The 22,701-nt window shown below is 42.0% G+C and carries 18 protein-coding genes and 3 pseudogenes; 15 read left to right on the top strand and 6 right to left on the bottom strand.

What is annotated here, in order from left to right:
• Positions 1-80 precede the first annotated feature (80 nt).
• The 6 genes from PGRAN_RS03135 (at position 81) to PGRAN_RS03160 (ending at position 6,877) form a co-directional block, all read left to right on the top strand.
• Positions 81-956 carry a phosphate acyltransferase gene (locus PGRAN_RS03135; RefSeq protein ID WP_036064966.1) on the top strand — a complete coding sequence of 292 codons (876 nt, stop codon included), beginning with the start codon at positions 81-83 and terminating at the stop codon, positions 954-956.
• Positions 957-1,074: 118 nt separating this feature from the next.
• Complete coding sequence (gene buk, locus PGRAN_RS03140) at positions 1,075-2,148, top strand: butyrate kinase (RefSeq protein ID WP_149023963.1); 1,074 nt, start codon at positions 1,075-1,077, stop codon at positions 2,146-2,148.
• 2 nt (positions 2,149-2,150) lie between these two features.
• Positions 2,151-3,575, top strand: coding sequence for a dihydrolipoyl dehydrogenase (gene lpdA / locus PGRAN_RS03145; protein WP_036064969.1), 1,425 nt, complete (start codon positions 2,151-2,153; stop codon positions 3,573-3,575).
• A 22-nt stretch (positions 3,576-3,597) separates the two neighbouring features.
• Positions 3,598-4,584, top strand: a complete 987-nt coding sequence (locus tag PGRAN_RS03150) for a thiamine pyrophosphate-dependent dehydrogenase E1 component subunit alpha (protein WP_036064971.1) — start codon at positions 3,598-3,600, stop codon at positions 4,582-4,584.
• 53 nt (positions 4,585-4,637) lie between these two features.
• Complete coding sequence (locus tag PGRAN_RS03155; protein WP_036064972.1) at positions 4,638-5,621, top strand: alpha-ketoacid dehydrogenase subunit beta; 984 nt, start codon at positions 4,638-4,640, stop codon at positions 5,619-5,621.
• Between the two features lie 14 nt (positions 5,622-5,635).
• Positions 5,636-6,877 (top strand): dihydrolipoamide acetyltransferase family protein, encoded by a 1,242-nt coding sequence (locus PGRAN_RS03160; protein WP_036064974.1) that lies wholly within the window; start codon positions 5,636-5,638, stop codon positions 6,875-6,877.
• Positions 6,878-7,264: 387 nt separating this feature from the next.
• Here the strand turns inward: PGRAN_RS03160 and prli42 are convergent, their stop codons facing one another.
• Complete coding sequence (gene prli42, locus PGRAN_RS16545) at positions 7,265-7,360, bottom strand: stressosome-associated protein Prli42 (RefSeq protein ID WP_149023964.1); 96 nt, start codon at positions 7,358-7,360, stop codon at positions 7,265-7,267.
• A 206-nt stretch (positions 7,361-7,566) separates the two neighbouring features.
• Between prli42 and PGRAN_RS03170 the strand changes: the two genes are divergently transcribed.
• The 4 genes and pseudogenes from PGRAN_RS03170 to PGRAN_RS03185 all read left to right on the top strand — a co-directional run bounded on the left by PGRAN_RS03170 (position 7,567) and on the right by PGRAN_RS03185 (position 12,592).
• Positions 7,567-8,574 carry a M20/M25/M40 family metallo-hydrolase gene (locus tag PGRAN_RS03170; RefSeq protein ID WP_036064978.1) on the top strand — a complete coding sequence of 336 codons (1,008 nt, stop codon included), beginning with the start codon at positions 7,567-7,569 and terminating at the stop codon, positions 8,572-8,574.
• A 129-nt stretch (positions 8,575-8,703) separates the two neighbouring features.
• Positions 8,704-10,122 (top strand): NADP-dependent phosphogluconate dehydrogenase, encoded by a 1,419-nt coding sequence (gene gndA / locus PGRAN_RS03175; protein ID WP_036065283.1) that lies wholly within the window; start codon positions 8,704-8,706, stop codon positions 10,120-10,122.
• Between the two features lie 303 nt (positions 10,123-10,425).
• Complete coding sequence (locus PGRAN_RS03180) at positions 10,426-11,109, top strand: response regulator transcription factor (RefSeq protein ID WP_036064979.1); 684 nt, start codon at positions 10,426-10,428, stop codon at positions 11,107-11,109.
• Positions 11,106-12,592, top strand: a pseudogene (locus PGRAN_RS03185) (HAMP domain-containing sensor histidine kinase). Before PGRAN_RS03180 ends, PGRAN_RS03185 begins: the two are co-directional and overlap by 4 nt.
• 88 nt (positions 12,593-12,680) lie before the next feature.
• Here PGRAN_RS03185 and yidC read toward each other — a convergent pair.
• From yidC to PGRAN_RS03200, 3 genes and pseudogenes are all read right to left on the bottom strand, one after another.
• Positions 12,681-13,506 (bottom strand): annotated as a pseudogene (gene yidC, locus PGRAN_RS03190) (membrane protein insertase YidC).
• A 25-nt stretch (positions 13,507-13,531) separates the two neighbouring features.
• Positions 13,532-13,825, bottom strand: coding sequence for a hypothetical protein (locus tag PGRAN_RS03195; protein ID WP_036064981.1), 294 nt, complete (start codon positions 13,823-13,825; stop codon positions 13,532-13,534).
• 76 nt (positions 13,826-13,901) lie between these two features.
• The gene (locus PGRAN_RS03200) at positions 13,902-14,183 is read right to left on the bottom strand and encodes an acylphosphatase (protein WP_036064984.1); all 282 of its coding nucleotides are present in this window, start codon (positions 14,181-14,183) and stop codon (positions 13,902-13,904) included.
• A gap of 169 nt (positions 14,184-14,352) precedes the next feature.
• Here PGRAN_RS03200 and PGRAN_RS03205 point away from each other — a divergent pair, with 169 nt between their 5' ends.
• Both PGRAN_RS03205 and fni read left to right on the top strand, forming a co-directional pair.
• Positions 14,353-14,715 carry a DUF1033 family protein gene (locus tag PGRAN_RS03205; protein ID WP_036064986.1) on the top strand — a complete coding sequence of 121 codons (363 nt, stop codon included), beginning with the start codon at positions 14,353-14,355 and terminating at the stop codon, positions 14,713-14,715.
• Positions 14,716-14,754: 39 nt separating this feature from the next.
• Complete coding sequence (fni, locus tag PGRAN_RS03210; protein ID WP_036064988.1) at positions 14,755-15,810, top strand: type 2 isopentenyl-diphosphate Delta-isomerase; 1,056 nt, start codon at positions 14,755-14,757, stop codon at positions 15,808-15,810.
• Positions 15,811-15,853: 43 nt separating this feature from the next.
• Here fni and trhO read toward each other — a convergent pair whose 3' ends face one another.
• Positions 15,854-16,813, bottom strand: a complete 960-nt coding sequence (gene trhO / locus PGRAN_RS03215; protein ID WP_036064990.1) for an oxygen-dependent tRNA uridine(34) hydroxylase TrhO — start codon at positions 16,811-16,813, stop codon at positions 15,854-15,856.
• A 308-nt stretch (positions 16,814-17,121) separates the two neighbouring features.
• Here trhO and PGRAN_RS03220 point away from each other — a divergent pair, with 308 nt between their 5' ends.
• Complete coding sequence (locus PGRAN_RS03220; protein WP_149023965.1) at positions 17,122-17,943, top strand: YitT family protein; 822 nt, start codon at positions 17,122-17,124, stop codon at positions 17,941-17,943.
• Between the two features lie 150 nt (positions 17,944-18,093).
• Positions 18,094-20,370: pseudogene (locus PGRAN_RS03230) on the top strand (DNA translocase FtsK); the annotation flags it as partial.
• Positions 20,371-20,431: 61 nt separating this feature from the next.
• Here PGRAN_RS03230 and proG read toward each other — a convergent pair.
• Positions 20,432-21,268, bottom strand: coding sequence for a pyrroline-5-carboxylate reductase ProG (proG, locus tag PGRAN_RS03235; RefSeq protein ID WP_036065285.1), 837 nt, complete (start codon positions 21,266-21,268; stop codon positions 20,432-20,434).
• A gap of 312 nt (positions 21,269-21,580) precedes the next feature.
• Between proG and PGRAN_RS03240 the strand changes: the two genes are divergently transcribed.
• Positions 21,581-22,648 (top strand): BMP family lipoprotein, encoded by a 1,068-nt coding sequence (locus PGRAN_RS03240; protein WP_036064997.1) that lies wholly within the window; start codon positions 21,581-21,583, stop codon positions 22,646-22,648.
• Positions 22,649-22,701 lie beyond the last annotated feature (53 nt).

A 22,701-nucleotide genomic window follows, 5' to 3' on the forward strand; every position in this document is an offset into this window, starting at 1 on the left:
ATCACCTGGTCATAAAAACAACTACTAATTTGAGATGTAGGTTTTTTTCTGTGAAATTCTCAAAAATTAGGAGGCTTTTTATGACAAGGAAATCGATATTTGATCCGGCGGGACTACGCCAAAAGGTGACCGTTGCGATTGCTGGTGCGGATGACCCTATTATTTTGGAAGTGGTGGAGCAAGCCTTGGAACTTGGTATTGCGAATTTTTTACTGTTTGGTCGAGCGGAAGGAATTTCACTACGGTCGCCACATGTAAAAATAGTTGCCACTGATTCAGAACAAGAGGCCGCAGAAAAAGCGACGGAAGCTGTAGTAAATAAACGAGCAGATGTATTGATGAAAGGCAATCTGCCAACAGGGCTCATTTTGAAAACGGTTTTGAAACGAGAATACGAACTGCGCGAACGAGCATTATTATCGCACGTTTCTGTATTTGAAATACCGGCATATGATAAACCACTCATCGTATCAGATGTAGCAATGAATATCGCGCCAACAGAGGAAGAACAGATTCAGATTACACATAACGCGATTCGTGTAGCCCAAAAATTAGGCATTGAAAGACCAAAAGTCGCGATTCTAAGTGCGGTGGAAAAAGAGAACCCTAAAATGCGATCTTCGGTGCAAGCCGCCCAAGTAGCTGCTTATTTCAAAGCATTCCCAGATGGTGACTCACGAGTAGAAGGTCCATTGGCGTTTGATAATGCCATCTCGAAAACAGCAGCGTTGCATAAGAATATTGTGAACGATGTAGCAGGAGATGCAGATATTTTAATCGTACCTTCTATCGAGGCCGGAAATATTTTATATAAATCACTCGTGTTCTTTGCTGGTGCTAGGGTTGGTGGGATTATTGCCGGCGTAAAAGTACCCGTGATCATCGCCTCCAGAAGCGACTCGGTGGATAACAAACTTGCCTCATTAATACTAACAGTTGGAATGATCGGAAAATGATACAAAAATGTGAATAAAACGATTTCAACTGTTGGGGTGCAAAGCTTTTTAAGTTTGTGATAGGCACGTGTTACAATGGGCTGGAGAACAATATCAGATTCACATGGGAGGTAACTACGTGACATTTCAAGTTTTAGCAATTAATCCAGGTTCGACATCGACAAAAATTGCTTTATTTGCAGGAGAAGAAGTCATTTTAAAGCAGGAAATATCACATCCAAGAGAAAAAATCGCAACGTTTGACAGCATCTTGGCGCAGTTTTCTTTTCGCTATGAACTTATTAAAGAGACGCTTCAAAAAACGGATTTAAAACGATTAGCAGCAGTCGTTGGTCGTGGAGGGCTATTGCGACCTATGGCTGGTGGCACATATGAAGTAAACGAAGCGATGGAACGAGATCTGAAAATCGGCGTTTCTGGACAGCACGCTTCGAATTTAGGTGGGTTACTCGCTCGCAAAATAGCGGATGATCATGGACTTCCCGCGTACATTGTCGATCCTGTTGTCGTGGATGAACTTGCGCCCATCGCTCGTTATTCTGGAAATGCGCATATCGTGCGACAAAGTATTTTTCATGCGTTAAACCATAAGGCGGTGGCTCGGAATGTTGCGAAGTCGCTGAACAAAGAATATGCCACGCTAAATCTTATTGTAGCGCATCTTGGTGGCGGAATTTCCGTTGGTGCGCATCAACAAGGCCTAGTCATTGATGTGAACAATGCGCTGGATGGTGATGGTCCGATGAGTCCGGAACGCTCAGGCTCGCTTCCGATGGCAGGTTTTCTCGAATGGGCTTTTTCTGGTGAGATGACAAAAGAAGCACTACATAACGAACTTGTCGGGCGCGGTGGACTTGTTTCCTACAAAGGGACGAATGATCTGCGCGATATCGAGCGACAAATAGAAGCAGGGGATCAAGAAGCGCGTGCTCTTTTTGAAGCAATGGCTTACCAAGTCGCTAAAGAAATCGGGGCAAGTGCTGCTGTACTAAAAGGAAAAATGGATGTGATCGTGCTCACTGGTGGATTAGCCCGAAGTAAAGCCTTTATACAAGAAGTGAGCCAGTACATTCATTGGATCGCACCTATTATGACAGTGCCTGGTGAGGACGAAATGGCCGCACTAAATGGTGGGGCACAGCGGATTTTGCAAGGAATAGAGGAAGCGAAAGTTTACCTAGGGGAGGAATAGAAATGGCAAAAGAGTATGATGTAGTAGTATTAGGCGGTGGAACAGGTGGTTATGTTGCTGCAATCCGTGCCGCACAAAACGGGCTCTCAGTCGCCGTTGTTGAAAAAGACAGACTAGGCGGAACATGCTTACATCGTGGTTGTATCCCGAGTAAAGCGCTACTACGTTCGGCAGAAGTGCTGCAAACTGTAAGAAAAGCAGCCGAATTTGGCATTGATACACCAGAACCAACGTTTAATTTTATAAAAGCACAAGAGCGCAAACAAAAGATTGTTGACCAACTGGAAAGCGGGATCCAGCAATTATTTAGTAAAGGCAAAATCGATTTATACGAAGGAAAAGGCACAATTTTAGGACCATCTATTTTTTCACCAACAGCAGGAACGATTTCTGTTGAGTTTGCAGATGGTCGCGAAAATGAAATGTTGATTCCTAAAAACTTAATTATTGCGACAGGCTCTAAACCACGTGCTTTAAAAGGTCTTGCGTTTGATGAAACATCGGTTTTATCATCCGACGGTGCCTTGCAACTCGAAGCTTTGCCAGAGTCGATCATCATCGTTGGTGGTGGCGTTATTGGTATGGAATGGGCATCTATGTTGCATGATTTTGGCGTAAATGTCACTGTCATTGAATATAGCGATCGTATTTTGCCAACGGAAGATAGGGAAATTTCAAAAGAACTTCACAGCCTTTACAGGAAGAAAAAAATCAATATCGTGACGAGTGCGGAAGTACAAGCAAATACTTTTGAAAAAACACCGGATGGCATCGCGATAAAAGCAATCGTAAAAGGACAGGAGCAAACATTCACGGCAACCAAAATGCTCGTATCGGTTGGTAGAAGCGCTAATGTTGAGAATATCGGCCTTGAGAATACGGACGTGATTGTTGAAAATGGTGTGATTCAAGTTACTGATAATTTCCAGACGAAAGAGAGTCATATGTATGCTGTTGGGGATTGCATTGGTGGCCTGCAACTCGCGCATGTCGCAATGGAAGAAGGCATTATTGCAGCGGAAGATATTAGTGGAAATCCGCAACCAGCGCTGAATTACAATCACGTACCACGTTGTACGTATACATCACCAGAAATTGCAAGCGTCGGAATTACAGAGGAACAAGCGAAGGAACAAGGTTTTGAAGTGAAGACTGGGAAATTCTTTTTCCGTGGCATTGGAAAAGCGCTTGTTTACGGCGAATCAGATGGTTTCATCAAAGTTGTCGCGGATAAGAAAACCAATGATCTACTTGGTGTTTTCATGATTGGTCCACATGTGACTGACATGATTTCCGAAGCGGCACTCGCGCATGTACTGGATGCGACACCGTTTGAAATTGGTAGCACGATTCATCCGCATCCAACACTTGCAGAGGCATTTGGCGAAGCAGCACTAGCTGTTGATGGCCTTGCCATTCATGGATAACAAATAAGGAGGAAATTTGGCAATGGGATTAAGAGAAACAGGTTTATCAGATGAAACCTTATTAGAAATGTATAAAAAACTACTATTAACGAGACGCATTGATGAGCGTTTATGGTTGCTCAATCGCTCTGGGAAAATACCGTTTACGATATCAGGACAAGGACAAGAAATCGCTCAAATTGGAGCTGCATTTGCGTTTGACTTGGAAAAAGATTATTGTTTGCCGTACTACCGAGACTTAGCGGTTGTGCTTTCCTTTGGGATGACAGCGCGTGATATCATGCTAAGCGCTTTTGCAAAAGCCGAAGATCCAAACTCAGGTGGTCGCCAAATGCCGGCCCATTTCGGCCAAAAATCGAATCGAATTGTGACACAAAGTTCACCAGTAACCACCCAATTCCCGCATGCCGCTGGAATCGGACTTGCTGCTAAAATGAAAAAAGATCCCATCGTTGCCTACGCGTCTACAGGCGAAGGATCATCTAACCAAGGCGATTTCCATGAAGGTATTAATTTTGCGAGTGTGCATAAATTACCGGTGGTTTTCGTGATCCATAATAATCAATACGCCATTTCGGTTCCGGTCGAGAAGCAATATGCCGCGGAAAAGCTATCTGATCGTGCCTTAGGTTATGGTATTCCTGGCGTTCGCGTCGATGGAAATAACATGACAGAAGTATACTTAGCGTTTAAAGAAGCGACAGATCGTGCTCGTCGTGGTGAAGGTCCGACCTTGATTGAAACAATGACATACCGCTTCACACCGCATTCCTCTGATGATGACGATAGAAGTTACCGTACACTGGAAGAGGTCAACAAAGCCAAAGAGCGCGACCCACTTGCGGTTTACACAGAAGAACTGGAAGAGCTAGGCCTGCTAGATGATGCGAAAAAAGAAGTCTTCGAAAAAGAAGTGATGACGCTTGTCAATGAGGCTACAGACTATGCTGAGGCGGCGAGCTATGCTGATCCAGAATCAGCGTTATTACATGTTTACGAAGAAAAATAAAGGTTTTATTTACGTCAAGGGAGTTTACCCTTTACGAATTAGGAGGAATAACAATGCCTGTCATTTCATATATTGATGCCATTACGGCTGCGCTTCGTGAAGAGATGGAGCGCGATCCAAATGTATTTATTTTAGGAGAAGATGTCGGAAAAAAAGGTGGCGTTTTTAAAGCAACGGCTGGCCTTTACGATCAATTCGGCGAAGACCGCGTGCTCGATACACCACTCGCTGAATCTGCCATTGCTGGTGTGGGCATTGGTGCAGCGATGTACGGTTTGCGTCCGGTTGCCGAAATGCAATTTGCTGATTTTATCATGCCTGCTGTCAACCAAATTATTTCCGAAGCATCTCGGATTCGTTACCGCTCCAACAATGATTGGGATTGTCCGATCGTCTTTCGTGCGCCATACGGTGGTGGCGTACACGGTGCGCTTTATCATTCCCAATCGATCGAAAAAGTTTTCTCTGGGCAACCAGGCTTGAAAATTGTGATGCCATCCAGTCCATATGATGCGAAAGGTCTTTTAAAAGCAGCGATTCGCGATAACGACCCGGTTCTTTTTTTAGAACATAAACGCGCGTATCGACTCATTAAAGGCGAGGTGCCAGACACAGATTACACCGTTCCAATCGGAAAAGCCAATGTGGTTCGTGAAGGCGACGACCTAACTGTAATCACATATGGCTTAGCTGTCCACTTTGCCCAACAAGCTGCCGAAAAATTAGCAAGTGATGGCATCGAAGCAGAAATTTTGGACTTAAGAACGATTTATCCTTTAGATAAAACAGCGATTATCGAGGCTGCAAAGAAAACAGGAAAAGTGCTTCTCGTGACAGAAGATAACAAAGAAGGAAGCGTTATTGGCGAAGTAGCTGCAACGATTGCTGAACATTGCCTGTTCGATCTAGATGCTCCAATCAAGCGTCTAGCAGGACCAGACACGCCAGCGATGCCTTTTGCGCCAACAATGGAAAAATATTTTATGATCAATCCAGATAAAGTAGAAAAAGCAATGCGCGATTTAGCGGAATTTTAAAGGAGTGAAAAAGAATGGCACTTGAGAAAATCACAATGCCACAACTTGGTGAGAGCGTAACAGAAGGAACGATTAGCCAATGGTTAGTCGCACCTGGTGACCATGTCAATAAATACGATGCACTAGCAGATGTATTGACCGATAAAGTAACCGCTGAAATCCCATCTTCCTTCACGGGAACGATTAAAGAGCTGATTGCTGAGGAAGATCAGACACTGGATGTCGGCGCAGTTATTTGTATTTTAGAAACAGACAGTGACACAGAATCCGCACCAGAAGAAATAGCCACACAAGAAGCCACTATAGCCAAAAAAGCTCCGGCTAAACAAACGGCAGCAACTGGTCGATTCTCACCAGCCGTTTTAACATTGGCGGCGGAACACGGCATTGATTTAGGTCAAGTAAACGGTACAGGTCGTGACGGGCGCATCACGAGAAAAGATGTACTTTCCTATGTAGAAAACGGTGCACCAGTCGCTCCGAAACCAGCTACACCAACAGAGGTGAAGACTGTATCATCAGAACGGCCGAACGTACCGATGCCAACGAGCCAAGTCGGCGATCGTGAAATCCCGATTGATGGTATCAGAAAAGCCATCGCAAAACATATGTTGACAAGCAAACACGAAATTCCACATGCATGGATGATGGTAGAAGCAGATGCCACAGGTCTTGTTCGTCACCGAGATGCACTAAAAAATAAATTTAAAGCTGAAGAAGGCTATTCCTTGACGTATTTTGCATTTTTTGTCAAAGCAGTAGCACAAGCTCTAAAAGAATTCCCAATTTTAAATAGTACGTGGGCTGGCGATAAAATCATTGAGCGCGCCGATATCAACATCTCCATTGCTGTAGCGACGGACAGCCATCTGTTCGTACCAGTTATCAAAAATGCCGACGAGAAGTCTATTAAAGGTATCGCACGCGAAATCAGCCAATTAGCAGCCAAAGCACGCGCTGGTAAATTAACACAAGACGATATGTCAGGTGGCACATTCACAGTCAATAGCACAGGCTCATTTGGTTCCATCCAGTCAATGGGAATCATTAACCACCCACAAGCAGCAATCCTACAAGTAGAATCCATTGTGAAGCGTCCTGTTGTGATTGATGATATGATCGCGATTCGGAATATGGTTAATCTCTGTCTTTCGATTGATCACCGTATATTGGACGGACTAGTTGCCGGCAGATTCCTAAGTAAAGTCAAAGAAAATATTGAAACTATTACGAAAGATAACACACCAATCTACTGAAAATAAATAAGGTAGTTCCGGGGAACGGCTCATCAGAGTATCCAATGTTTAACAAGAAGAACAGCGGGTATTAAAATAATACATCTAGACCATACCCCTAAACTCCCTAGATGTCTTGAGTGGTACGTTTAAATACGCTATCGCTCTTTTTTGTTGGAAGCCTTTGAAACAAAGTGAATTAGGCTTCCAATATAAGAGTGAGCAAAGCGAACTGTTAATCCTAAAAAAAGCCTTGCAGCATATTAACTTATTCCACAATAAAAAGCCTATGCAAAAAAATACCAAACATAAGAGTAAGCAAATCCAGATTTCACTAACTCAACTGAAGACAAACAAAAAAACCACACAAAACAAGTGCGGTCTCTAAATCTCGTATTCAATCAACAATTATAGAAACATCAATACCCCTGTTAATACAGAAGAGGCTACAATTGCAACAAGCATCAAAATAACAACAACTTTAGCAATTTTTTTGTTAGTCATAAAGTGGATTGGCTCCTTCCAAATAAAATCTCGTTACATCCATCATACTTACTTTTAATGAGAAATTCAAGTAAAATTGGTAGGAAAACACTAATAATTTTTAAGAACAAGGCGGAGGTGACTAAATATGACACAATTTAACGTGCAAGACCTTTTTTTTAGAACTCATTGCTATCCCTTCTCCATCAGGACAAGAGCAGGAAATCATGACATACGTGCAAACCTTTTTTAAAGAAATTGGTATTGCCGCGAAGCTTAGCAAGCAACAGTCCGGTATTGTCGCGACACTTCCAGCAACAAATGAGGCCATGGAGCAACTACCGGTCATTGCTTTTTCAGCCCACTTGGACACGATGTTTTTCTCCGAGTCCCCCGAGGTTATTATAACAAATGGATATATCGAAACAGCTAACAAAGCTAATCTAGGTGCGGATGATAAAGCAGGCGTTGCAGCGATACTTGCCGCAGCTCGCTGGCTTACTAAAAATGATCAGCCGCACGGACCAATCGAGTTTCTTTTGACGACAAAAGAAGAAGAAGGTCTAACCGGGGCTAAGTTGTTTGATTTGGATATTGTGGACGCGAGTTTTGGTTACTGTCTTGATGCACCTGGAGCTGTTGGAGGGATGATTCATACAAGTAAGACGCATTTGCAACTTGATTTTTGGATGGAAGTGGGTGTTCCCCATGAGAAATCTGCTATCCAAGTTGCCAGGGAAGCAATGAAGAAAATCCGTACAACCTTTTCCCATGATGTTGGTATTGCATGGCAAGTGTACCATTTCGGCGGTGAAATTTTGGAGAACGGGAATGAAAAAGTAACGATTTTATCAGAGTTTGTCGCCGATTTTCCGCTACAAGAATGTCTGCCTTATGTGGAGCAGATAAAGCAAATCTTTATTGAAACAGGTGTTACATATAAAGCGGACGTGCAAGATGTGACACATATGAGCTACCATCATTTTAGCCTTCCGGAGACGGCGTATCTTTGCAAGCTCGCAATAAAGGCAATGCAGACGCTAGGAATTCCGGAAAAAGCATTGCAGCTAGAAGGTGGTACCGATGCCAATGTCTTTAACGATCGCGGGATTCCGTTTTTGGTCTTGTCTACTGGTTTTCAAAATCCGCATACGACAAGTGAACGAATTGCGGTAACGGAGCTTGAAAAACTCACGTCACTCATTCTAGAAATCGTGAAAACAGCGGCAAAGTGACAATAAATTCGCTAAATTCGGGTTTGTTTCGTTGCCGTAGCGCCAAAGTTTTGATATAGTTGTTAGTGTTGAGAAAATGGTAGCATTCATTTAACGAATGACTCGAGTGAGAAGGGACGAATGTTGAAAATGGCAAAACAAGAAATTGGCGTTATCGGAATGGGCGTAATGGGTCGTAACTTGGCTCTAAATATTGAAAGTCGTGGTTACAGTGTCTCGATTTTTAACCGCTCTAGCGAGAAAACGAAAGCAGTCGCAGAAGCACATAGCGACAAAAAATTGGTTCCTACGTATAATTTAGAGGAATTTGTAAACTCAATCGAAGTGCCGCGTCGTATTTTATTAATGGTACAAGCAGGTGCAGCAACAGATATGATGATTGATGCAGTCAAGCCTTTCTTAGCACAAGGTGACATTTTGATCGACGGTGGGAATACATTCTTTAAAGATACGATTCGTCGTAACAAAATGCTAAGCGAAGAAGGATTTAATTTTATCGGAACAGGTGTTTCTGGTGGGGAAGAAGGCGCGCTTAAAGGCCCTTCGATTATGCCAGGCGGTCAACGCAAAGCCTACGATTTAGTCGCTCCAATTTTGCAAGAGATCGCGGCTGTGGCTGACGGGGAACCTTGTGTGACTTATATTGGCCCAGATGGCGCTGGTCACTATGTGAAGATGGTGCATAATGGTATCGAGTATGGCGACATGCAGTTAATCGCAGAAGCTTACACGATCCTAAAAGAAATTGGTGGCTTAACAAACGATGAGCTTGCTGACGTGTTCACAGAGTGGAATGACGGCGAATTAGACAGCTACCTTATCCAAATCACGAAAAACATTGTTAAAACAAAGGATCCTGAAACAGGCAAACCAATTGTGGATGTTATTCTTGATAAAGCCGGTCAAAAAGGAACTGGTAAGTGGACAAGTCAAAGCGCGTTAGACCTAGGTGTACCGCTTTCGCTAATCACAGAATCCGTTTTCGCACGTTACATTTCCGCATTAAAAGAAGAACGTGTGCATGCGAGCACGGTATTGACTGGTCCAAGCAATTACTCCTTCAATGGTGATAAAAAAGCTTTCATCGAATCTGTGCGCCGCGCACTATACTTCAGCAAAATCGCGTCTTACGCACAAGGTTTCGCTCAAATGAAAGCTGCATCTGATGAATATGAGTGGGATTTACAATACGGTGAAATTGCGAAGATCTTCCGTGCAGGTTGTATCATCCGCGCGCGTTTCCTACAAAAAATCACCGATGCGTATAATAATGACAAAAACTTGAACAACCTATTATTAGATCCATATTTCAAAGATATTGCGCATAATTACCAAGGTGCATTGCGTGAAGTTGTTGCAGAATCCGTCAAAGCAGGGATTCCAGTACCGACATTCACAGCAGCAATTAGCTATTACGATAGCTATCGCTCTGAAGTGCTGTCTGCGAATTTGATTCAAGCGCAACGTGACTACTTTGGTGCGCACACATATGAACGCGTGGACAAAGCTGGAACATTCCATACAGAATGGCCAGAGATTGACGAGTAAGCTGAATCCAGGAATATAAGCCCTTTAGAGAACACGAGTAGTTGAGCATCTCTTCTTAGAGATGCTCAACTACTCGTGTTTTGCTTTATTCTGTTTCACCATTTTTATTTCGAAATCATATTCTTGTTATTCCTTTACCTAGCTCAAAGCAACAAAAAAGCCCTCATAATAAGCCTAACAATAAGAATCTGATGAAAATTAGGGAATAAATTGCCTAAACAGACTGTTATTAGTTGTTTTTACCGCTAATTTAGTTACAATGGTAATAGGAAGATATCTGGTTTTTGAAGGTGGGGATAGTTAATGAATAGAATATTAATTGTAGAAGATGAAAAAAATCTAGCTCGCTTCATAGAACTAGAGTTGCAACACGAAGGTTATGAGACGGCGGTTGCCAACGATGGTCGCACTGGTTTAGAGCTTGCCATTACCGAAGAGTGGGACGCCATTCTGCTAGATTTAATGCTACCACAGCTCAATGGCGTGGAGGTCTGCCGCCGTGTACGCCAAGTAAAAGAGACACCGATTATTATGATTACTGCACGTGATTCTGTTATTGACCGTGTATCTGGTCTAGATCATGGAGCAGATGATTATATCGTGAAACCATTTGCAATTGAAGAGCTTTTAGCGCGTCTTCGTGCCTTGCTTCGCCGTATTGAGACGAGTGAGAGCGAGATGAAGCAAACAACGCTTGAATATCGTGATATTGTAGTGGAGAAGGAAAGTCGAATCGTGAAGCGTGGTGAAGATATTATTGATCTGACAAAACGTGAGTACGAGCTGTTATTAACCTTGATGGAGAATATTAATATTGTGTTAACACGAGAAGTCCTTTTAAATAAAGTATGGGGTTATGAAACGGAAGTGGAGACGAATGTTGTCGATGTTTACGTCCGGTATTTGCGCAATAAGATCGATAATAAGGGCGACGATGAGAGTTATATCCAAACAGTTCGCGGTACGGGGTATGTGATGCGTACATGACAACCCCCAACACATTTTCTTTAAAAAGCCGATCCTTAAAATTTAAATGGACATTTGGCGCTAGTGCTGCCATTTTTTTGACCTTTTTCTTATTTTCATTCGCCATTTATCAAGGAATCGGTAGTATGCTTTTGGATGAGAAAAATGACACAGTGAAGTCAGCAGCTCTTGTATCTTCTCAAGTGATTTATAGTGCTAATTTAACTGTGGATTCGTCGAGCTTAACTGCTGCAAGTATTGGGCCAATTGTTCGGCAAAGTATTGATCTCAGCCAACGTTTAGAAGATCAGGTCCTTGCTTTTTATGATAAGGATGGGAAATTAATCAGTCAGTATACGGCAGAGCAAAATAATGTAAAACCGTATGCCAAATACGATTACAGTAGTTATCTTGTTAAACAACCAGCACCAACGTTCTCAAAGCCTAAGATTAATGGACAGCAAGTGGTCATTTACCAAGTTCCAATTGTCGACAGTAACGATAACGCAAGCATTATTGGCTATATTCAAGTGATCAATCCGATGACCTCGTACAATAGCATTATGGGGAAACTACTAGCAACGATGTTCTTGCTTGGCGCCGTAGCCTCTTTATTAGCGGGATGCTCGGATATCTACTCGCGCAAAACTTCTTGAATCCACTAACTAAAATGGCGAAAACGATGAACGATATTCGTGACAACGGTTTCCAAAAACGGATTGAGCCAACGGTCATTACGAAAGATGAAATCGGTGAGTTGACATTGGTTTTTAACGATATGATGGCTCAAATCGAACGCAGTTTTGAACAGCAAAAACAATTTGTCGAAGATGCCTCGCATGAATTACGAACGCCAGTACAAATCATGGAAGGGCACTTGAAACTGCTCAATAGATGGGGAAAAGATGATCCGGCAGTACTCGACGAATCATTGAATGCCTCTTTAACAGAACTAGAGCGAATGAAAAAACTCGTGCAAGAGATGCTAGACTTATCGCGTGCTGAGCAAATTTCGCAGACGAAAGAATTACAACTGGTTTGTGTGAATGACGTCTTAGAACAAGTGCGACGGAACTTCGAAGTGATGCATGAGGATTTCACATTTACGCTAAAAGAAGATGATAAAGACCTCCATGCGTTGATTCAGCATAATCATTTGGAGCAGATTTTGATCATTATTTCGGATAATGCCGTGAAGTACTCGGGTGACAGCAAGCAAATCGAGATGCACATCGGCAAAGACCAAGATAAAATAAACGTTTCTGTGAAAGACTACGGTGTCGGTATTTCTAAAGATGAGATTGATAAGATTTTTAATCGTTTTTATCGTGTGGATAAAGCGCGTAGTCGTGAGGTTGGCGGCAATGGTTTGGGTCTTGCGATCGCGAAGGAACTAGTCAGTGGTTACCTCGGTTCTATTCAAGCACAGAGCGAAGATAGCGTTGGCACTACTATCACCATTACGCTACCGCTGATTGAGAAGAAAGAAGAGTCCGCAGAATAATATTAAAAGACGTTTTGATGTGCCTCCCCTAAAGTTAGATTTTTTAACGCTAACTTTAGGGGGGCATGACAAAACGTCTTTTTTATTGTTATTTTTTATTTTGCTCGTGTTCCAACTGTTCGATTTCTTTTTCTTCTTTTTCCATCATCTCTACTTCTGGATGTTTCTTCATGTATAGTTTCTTGGTTAGTAGTGTTTGACCAGCTAGGAATAGTCCTCCAACGGCCCAGTAGAGCGCTAACGCGGATGGTGCAGAGAAGGAAACGAACAAGATCATCATTGGCGAAATTAAACCCATAATCCGCATCTGTTTTTTCTGTTCTGGTGTGTACCCAATGAGGGAGACAAAATATTGCAGCAAATACACGGCACCCGCAATGACAGCCATGATCATATCAGGGCTTCCAAGGCTAAACCATAGGAATTCGTGATGTGCAATGTCGGAAGAACCGCGAATCGCATAATAGAACGCCATCAAAATAGGCATTTGGATTAAGAGCGGTAAACAGCCCATTTGCAGAGGATTAATGTTGTATTTTGCATATACTGCGGTCATTTCTTGTTGTATTTTTTGTTGCTCTTCTTTAGAAGTAGTCTCTTTTTAGTCGTGCCTGAATTTCATCGATTTCTGGTTTGGCTGTCGCCATTTTTGACTGCATGCCCATTTGAGCTTTAGCAGTACGCAGGTTAAGCGGCATGATGATAGCCCGAATCGCGAGTGTGGTAACGATAATCGCGATACCGTAATTCCCGCCAAATATGGAGGCAATCCATTCAATAACCGATGTAAATGGCTTAATCAGGTAAATATAGAAGAAACCATCTGTGTTTTGTGAAGGATCTAAGCTACATCCTGCGAGCGCAAAGAACAACGCTGCAATCATAATAAGTAGTAATATATTTTTCTTTTTCAATGTCTTTCTCCTCCTAAAAATCAGTTCATTTTATGCTTGAATTAGGAAAAGATAAGGAAGCTTCATCGTCAGTATTTGAAAAGCGAGTCATTGCTTGGATGAGCCAAATGATAATGAAACGAGCATGATATGCCTCTGTTGGCTTCCAATGAATAACGGGAAGTGGCGTGATGCATAGATGTTTCGTATGCAATACCATTGTCGGTTTTACCATTGCTAAAACGGGCCAGTAACGCAAAACTGCCATCGTCATGAAAAAAGTAACATATAGCGAAACATACTCCGGGCCAAGCGCCATCTGGATTAATGATTCAAACACACGCCCTCACTCCTTCCATTACTAAATAAGTACAGCCTTAACTATAAGTGAAAACAGCTGTAAAAACAAGTCTCAATCAGTATTCGATATCAAAAGTTTTACGTTCCTCTACAGGTGCGTCTTTGTAGATGTAAACTTCCCCAATTCGCGCGGCTGGAGAGGGTCCTTTTTTTACGGCCTCAATAAATTTCTCTAAGTCTTCTTCTTCCGCGATGGCTTGAATTTCCACAGAGCCATCCTGCAAATTTTTGACAATGCCGCTAATATTCATTTTGTAAGCTAAATGTTTTGTGGTATAACGAAAACCGACGCCTTGCACCATTCCTGTTACGCGCATAATGACAGTTTTACGAGCCATAAGTCTGATCACCTATCCTTTTTATATTGATATCTTTAGTGTTAACTTTTTTTTGCGCACTTTTCAAAAAAATAGCATGCGAAAGAGCAAGTTAGAATGAGATCGACACGCCTTGTGCTATAATAGTTTTACATATTATGAAGTGAATGAAAGTAAGGTGTTTTTAGGGATGGATAAATTTCAAATCATTGTGACGAAAGGTGAGTATGAACCTTGGTGGTTTTTTGAAGATTGGCAAAAGGATATTGAATCTTCGTTTACGTATACAAATAAACAGGAGGCGATGGAGAAATATCAGATGCTAGCACAACAATTAATGACAACATACCCAAATAATGCCGTCAAAAAAGAGGTCTTATTAGCGACTTGGTCTGAGGAGGAGACTCAGTATTGTGAGGAGTGTGAAGATGACATTCAGACGTTCCATGGCCTCATTTTATTTTTGAATGAACGCGTATATGAACCAACAGCAGACGAATTGACAACGTTTTTTGCTTTTAAAGAGGAGCTAAATATGTCAAAGGACGCCTGATTTTTAGGTGTTTTTTTGATAGGAAGAGGAGGAATAGGGATGGAGGATCAACACAGATCGCGCCGCAAGGATGAACATATTACGCTTGCATATGGGCAATTTGATGAGGGGATGACGTCGTTTGCTGATGTCAGATTTGTACCGCAGCCCATACCGCATTTTCATACAAACTCCGTTTCACTACAGACGGAATTTGCAAATCAGCGTTTCGAATTACCATTCTATATCAATGCCATGACCGGTGGAAGTACCCGAACGAAGCAAGTCAATCAAAGCTTGGCGATTATCGCACGTGAAACTGGCATTGCGATGGCGGTTGGCTCACAATCAGCGGCATTGCAAGATCCGGATATGATCGACACCTATAGCATCGTTCGAAAGGAAAACCCGACTGGTAAAATTTTTGCAAATTTGAGCGCGAATAATTCAGTGGATAATGCTAGGAAAGCTGTAGAAATGTTGGAAGCGAATGCTTTACAAATACATATTAATGTGGCACAAGAACTCGTGATGAAAGAGGGAGACCGTGATTTCTCCAATTGGTTAGAGGCCATTCAGCAAATCGTTGCGCTACATGAATTTCCTGTGATAGTGAAAGAAGTTGGCTTTGGAATGAGTCGCGAATTAATGGAACAATTGCAAAACGTTGGTGTGAAAACGCTGGATGTTGGTGGTAAAGGTGGAACTAATTTCGCTAAAATTGAATCAGACCGGCGTCGTGACGGAGCGTATCGGTATTTAGAAGATTGGGGCTTAACGACGGCAGAATCTCTACTTGATTGCCAAAATAGTTCCGGAGAAATACTCGCATCAGGAGGCATAAAAACACCGCTAGATATTGTGAAATGCCTGGCGTTGGGCGCTAAATCTGTTGGTATATCTGGCGTTGTCTTACATCAATTGAAAAGAACAGATGTCGAAACAACCATCCAGATGTTACAAAATTGGCAGGGGGAGCTAAGAAGTATTATGACGCTTCTTGGCGCGAAAGGGATTCCTGAATTGGCTCAAAAAGCGATACTTATTGAAGGGGATCTAAAACATTTTGCTAAGCTGAGACATGTGCCCACCGATCATCTCGCGAATAGAACATAAAAAGAGAGTTGCTACCGTGATTGGTAACAACTCTTTTCTTCATTTATTTAGCGCTTATCGGTGTTTCGAGTGTTGCTAAACGCGCTTCTAAATCCTCTGGACTTAGTGCGTGTTTTTTGACATATAGGTTAGCTGGGTGTGTCCGGCATTCATGCGAACAGCTGCGTAAATATTTCTCCTCATTCTCCTCTGACGCGAGGATTTGCTTATTACAATAAGGATTAGCACAGTTGATGTAGCGTTCACAAGGTGTACCATCGAAGTAGTCTTTCCCAACAATCGTATGATCCACACGGTTGATTGGAACAGCGATACGCTCATCAAACACGTACATCATGCCATCCCAAAGGTCGCCTTTCACCTTCTCATCTTTTCCGTAGGTGGCAATACCGCCATGCAATTGAGAAACATCATCGAAACCAGCTGTTTTCAACCAACCGGAGAATTTCTCACAGCGAATGCCGCCAGTACAATACGTCACAACTTTCTTATCTTCAAATAATTCGCGGTTCTCTTCTACCCATTCCGGTAGATCACGGAACGTCTCGATATCTGGACGAATCGCACCACGGAAATGACCTAGATCAAATTCGTAATCATTTCTTGCATCCAGAATGACTGTGTTCTCGTCTTTTAAAGCCTCGCGGAATTCTTCAGGTTCCATATAATTTCCCGTAATTTCTAAAGGATTGACGTCGTTTTCGAGTGAAAGGGAAACAATTTCTGGGCGCGGACGAACGTGCATTTTTTGGAAAGCATGCTTGTCTGCCGCATCAATTTTGAATACCATGTCAGCAAAACGCGCGTCTGCGTGCATCGCCTCGATATATTTTTCCGTTTCCTCGACTGTCCCTGAAACAGTACCGTTTATGCCTTCCTCTGCTACTAAAATCCGTCCTTTCAGACCGATTTCTTTACACATAGCGAGATGTTCGGCTACGAATTGCTCAGGATTATCAATCGTTGTGTATTTGTAATATAACAACACTTGATAGCTGCTCATGTTCTAACCACCCTTAATTATTTTTTATTGGAAAAATGAATTTCCTAGTTTGCGCATTGTCTATGATACTATATTTATAGCCAATGATGCAAGAGGCAATACATTAACTTTCCATCTGAATAGTTCAATTTATGAAATAATTATTTAACCGACTACTATAATATGATATAATTTATAGTAGAGAAAAAATCGTATGGGAGTGGATAGCTTTTGCAATCAGTAGAAACTGCGTTAGAAGAGACGGTAGTACAAGAGGTATTTGTAAAAAAAACGCAACAAAACAAAAATGGCTGATCTATAAAATTCTGATGATCACGCTAGGTGCTATTTTGATGGGGGTTGGATTAGAGTTATTTCTAGTTAATAATCGCATTCTGGATGGAGGAATTGTCGGTATTTCCATCATTATTTCCCAGCTAACGCCAGCGCCACTAGGTGTTTTAACATTTGTTCTTAATATCCCGTTCTTCATCATCGGCTATCGTAAAATAGGGAAGAGTTTTGCACTTTTCACACTATATGGTATTGCCGTGATGTCGACTGTAACGCTTATATTACACGATTTAGAACCAGTAACAGATGATTTATTGCTCGCAACTGTTTTTGGTGGGGTTACTTTGGGACTGGGCGTAGGTATCGTAATTCGTAATGGTGGGGCGCTAGATGGTACAGAAATCGTATCGATTATTATCAATGGCAAAACACCTTTTTCTACCGGCCAAATTATTATGGCAATCAATATCGTGATTTTCCTTGTTGCAGGGTTAGTTTTCAACTGGGATCGCGCGATGTATTCCCTAATCACGTATTTCCTAGCCTACAAGGTAATTGACATTGTCATAAGTGGTTTAGATGAATCGAAAAGTGCTTTTATTATTAGCCAACACTACGAAAAAATTGGTGCCGAAATCGTCGATCAACTCGGAAAAGGTGTGACGTACATTGATGCATCAGGTGGTTATTCGGGTGATATAAAAAAAGTAGTTTTCGTTATTATCTCCCGCTTTGAAGAACCCAAACTAATTTCCATTTTGGACGACATTGACCCGGAGGCTTTCTTGGCCGTTGGGAATAATATGTCAGAAGTTCGTGGTGGCAAAATGATGAATAAGAAAACGCCGCATTTATGATGTGAAAAAAGATGTTTCCGAACAAGGGAATGTCTTTTTTACGTATAAGAACGTATTTTCGCATTTCGTACTAAAGGTGGAGGTTTATCCATCAATTTTATGTTATAATGAGTGGGATTTAAAAATAGATAGGGTGGGGAATTTGGCAAATCAAACAAAGAAAAAAATCATCTACGCTCGAAAAAAACGAACGAGAAAAGAAAAAGCAAACAAACGAAATCATACTCCTTTGAGATAAGTGGCGTGATCATTGCTGGTCTTAGCTTAATCGGTATTTTTAATCTGGGCTTTATTGGGCGACTTGCCTATGCGCTAGGCGAGTTTATCGCAGGGGACTTAGCGATCGCCCTCCTTATTGGATTGGCCATTCTTGGTATTTATTTTATCTTTAAAGGGGAATTCCCGCCTCTATTCACGAAACGCTTAAACGGTTGCTATTTAATATTTCTTGGCTTTTTGACGTTTTTTCAAATGTGGTATGTAACACATGTACTCGCAGATGGAGCGCCGATTTTTAGCACGATGTGGAAGCTACTCATTGAAAACCTGGGGCATCCGAGTCAAATCGATCAAGTTGGCGGTGGCATTATTGGTTCGGGAATTGTTACCGTTACATATTTTCTAATAGACCGTATTGGCACCAATATTATCGCGACAATGCTTGTGATTTATGGATTATCTTTGTTGACAGGAATCCCTCTAAAAACAGCCTATACAAAAGTAGTCGCCGTTTTGCATCCCCTCTTTGATAAAATGGATCGTCTTTTTGAAAAGGGCAAGAAGCGGAAGGTAAAGCCAAAGAAAACAGTGAAACCAAAACCAAATGTAAAAGAAGCTGAGCCGATTCTTGAAGTGGCAGAAGAGCCAGTGGAACCGAAATTACCGCCGATCATCTCTAACTTTCAGAAAGCACAAGAAACCGCTAAAAAAGAAGTGAAGTTAGAATCTACACAAGATGACGAAGCACCGCCGATCACTTTTCAGCAGGAATCTTTTGAGAATGAGATCTATCAGTTGCCACCAATCGATTTGTTAACACCAGCAGAACCGACTGATCAGAGTAAAGAGTACGACCAAATTAAGGCGAATGCGCAGAAGTTAGAATCGACATTTGAAAGTTTTGGTGTCAAAGCCAAGATCACGCAAGTCCACCTAGGTCCAGCGGTTACAAAATACGAAGTACAGCCATCTGTGGGCGTAAAAGTAAGCAAGATTGTTGGCTTGAGTGATGATATCGCTCTTGCTCTTGCTGCTAAAGACATCCGTATCGAAGCACCGATTCCAGGGAAATCAGCCATTGGCATTGAGGTCGCTAACCAAACCGTCGCGATGGTAGCACTTCGTGAAGTGTTGGAAAACAATCCGAATGATCGACCAGACGAGAAGCTACAAATTGCCTTAGGGCGTGATATTTCTGGAGATGCGATCGTTGCTAATCTTGATAAAATGCCGCATATGCTTGTCGCTGGGGCAACAGGAAGTGGGAAATCTGTCTGTATCAACGGCATCATCACAAGCATCCTATTACGCGCCAAACCACATGAAGTAAAAATGATGATGATCGATCCGAAAATGGTAGAGTTAAACGTCTACAACGGTATTCCGCACTTACTTGCGCCGGTTGTGACCAATCCGAAGAAAGCAGCACAAGCCTTGCAAAAAGTAGTGTCAGAGATGGAGCGTCGTTACGATTTATTCTCTCATACTGGGACACGAAACATGGCTGGCTATAATGCGCATGTACGTCAACAGAATGAGCAAAATGAAGCAAAACAGGCCGAGTTGCCGTTTATTGTGGTCATCGTTGACGAGTTGGCCGACCTGATGATGGTTGCCTCAAATGATGTGGAAGATGCGATCACACGATTAGCGCAAATGGCGCGTGCGGCAGGAATACACCTTATTATTGCGACACAACGCCCGTCTGTTGATGTCATCACGGGGGTCATCAAAGCCAATATCCCGTCTCGAATTGCTTTTGCCGTCTCGAGTTCGATTGACTCTCGAACTATTTTGGATATGGGAGGCGCTGAGAAGTTGCTTGGTCGTGGGGATATGCTGTTTCTCCCTGTGGGCTCTAGCAAACCTGTGCGAATTCAAGGAGCGTTCCTATCAGACCAAGAAGTCGAAGATATTGTTTCGTTCGTTGTTGCCCAACAAAAAGCACAGTATAACGAAGATATGATTCCTGATGAAGTACCAGATGTAGATATAGACGCAGAGGATGAACTGTACAACGAAGCCGTAGAGCTCGTACGCGACATGCAAACCGCATCGGTTTCCATGTTACAACGCAAATTCCGTATTGGTTACAATCGCGCAGCTCGAATCATCGATGAAATGGAACAGCGAGGCGTTGTTGGTCCACACGAGGGTAGTAAACCTCGCCGCGTGAATATTAGTGATATACCGGAATACGAAGAATAACTTTCCAAACAAAAAACGTAAAGCACAGAAATGGCGCCTTACGTTTTTTATTTTCTTCTTTTTAAAATAACGTTTTGATCTGATCTTTAATTTCTTTATGGTGATCGTCGTATTTTCGTTCGGTTCGTTCGAGTAATTCGTCAAAAAACGCAGGCAGCTTGTCTTCACTAAGCGCTACACCTTCAGCTGTAATCCCGCCTTTTGTTGCTACACGCTTAATTAATGAATGAAATGTATAGTCCTGCTCGGCCAATAGTTTAGATGTTCCAGCTAAGGAATTGCTAATCATTTGAAAAACTTCTGCTTCCGTTAAGTCAGACTTACGAACGGCCGCCTGAACAAATTGTTCAAAGATAGCAGCAATGAAACCTGGCGATGAACTCGTCAAATCACTAGCCAAATCAATATCCTCCTCCGCTACTTCGATGACAGAACTAAATGCCCCAAGCGCGTCATTCAACCACGTTTGGTTTGCCTCGGAAACAGATGCGTCATGATTAACTAAACTTGTTCCAATCCCAACAGATGTGGTTAATGAAGGGATTAATTTACTATACTGTGCATCCGTCGTGACATGCTTCAAATCATTGATAGATACCCCTGCAGCAATTGAAATTACATGCTTGTTGCTAGAAAGTGCCTGCTTATTTTCTAAGAGAACAGGCAAAACACCCAAGGGTAAAACGCAAAGAAACGTATGCACTGCTTGTTCAAATACTTCTTGACTCGTTTTGGCAATCGTCACATCGGGGAATACCTCATGAATATCTTTCAATTTTTCATTTTCTGACCGCGTGTATACAATTATTTCTGAAGGTGCCAGATCCGTATGCGCTAAAAACTGCCGCGTCAATAAATCTGCCATACTGCCATACCCAATAAAACCAACTTTCATGATAACCATCTCGTCTCTATTCAAAATTATGCTACCATTTGAAGCACATATACCTATTATGCTGATCTTTGACTTCACTTGCAAGCCATTTACTCTAAAAAAGAATTAATATTCAGAATATATTTTGAATATTTACTTTGAGCTTCGATATTTATTTATTTTACATTCCGTGGTATATTAAAAAGAGTTACAGTATCCGTTTTCAAAGAGGACTTTTAGATACGCAAAAGGGGAACATATACCATACATATTTTCTAATCGTTCGCATTTGGGGTGCTAATAACTATAATTTTATCTCTCGGGAGGGGTTTTAAGGTGAAAAAGCGTACATTTGCTTTAGCACTATCCATGATTTTAGCAACAGGCGTTGTGCTTGGGGCGTGTGGATCATCAGATGACAGTAAGAAGAGCAGTGGCGACAGTGATAAATTTACTGTAGCAATGGTAACAGATACTGGTGGGGTAGATGACCGTTCATTTAACCAATCAGCATGGGAAGGTTTGCAAAAGTTCGGTAAAGCTAACGGCCTTGAAAAAGGAACAGATGGCTATAACTACTTGCAGTCCGCTTCTGAAGCAGATTTCAAAACCAACCTGAATACAGCAGTCCGCAGTGGCTATGACCTTATTTATGGTATTGGCTACAAACTAAAAGACGCTATTGAAGACGTTTCAAAACAAAAACCAAAAAACAAATTTGCACTTGTTGATGATACGATTACAGATCGCGACAATGTTGTAAGTATCGGATTTGCGGACCAAGATGGTTCATTCCTTGTTGGTGTTGTTGCCGGTTTAACGACTAAAACAAACAAAGTTGGATTTGTCGGTGGTGTAAAAGGCGCTGTTATCGATCGCTTTGAAGCTGGATTCACAGAAGGCGTGAAAGCCGTGAACCCGAAAGCAGAAGTAAAAGTGCAATACGCAAATGATTTCGCAAAAGCAGATAAAGGCCAACAAATTGCAGCTGGTATGTACAATGGTGGCGTAGATATTATTTTCCACGCAGCTGGTGCAACTGGTAACGGTGTGTTTGCTGAAGCGAAAAACTTGAAGAAAAAAGATCCTGCACGTGCTGTATGGGTAATCGGTGTTGACCGTGACCAGTGGGACGAAGGAGCTGTCACAGCAAATGATGGTAAAGAGTACAACGTAACATTAACATCTGAAATCAAACGTGTAGACATTGCAGTGGATGATTTGGCGACACGTACAAAAGCTGGCGACTTCCCTGGTGGCGAGAAAATCGAATACGGTCTTGATAAAAATGCCGTAGGTCTTTCTTCAAGTCAAGATAACCTAAGCAAAGAAGTCTTAGCAAAAGTAGATGAATACAAGCAAAAAATCATTAACGGTGACATCAAAGTTCCACAAAAACCTTGATAAAACGTTAAAAGATAAAAACCGGTTTCTCAACCGGTTTTTATTTTTCATTA

This window comes from Listeria grandensis FSL F6-0971 (genome assembly GCF_000525835.1).
GTDB lineage: Bacteria > Bacillota > Bacilli > Lactobacillales > Listeriaceae > Listeria_A > Listeria_A grandensis.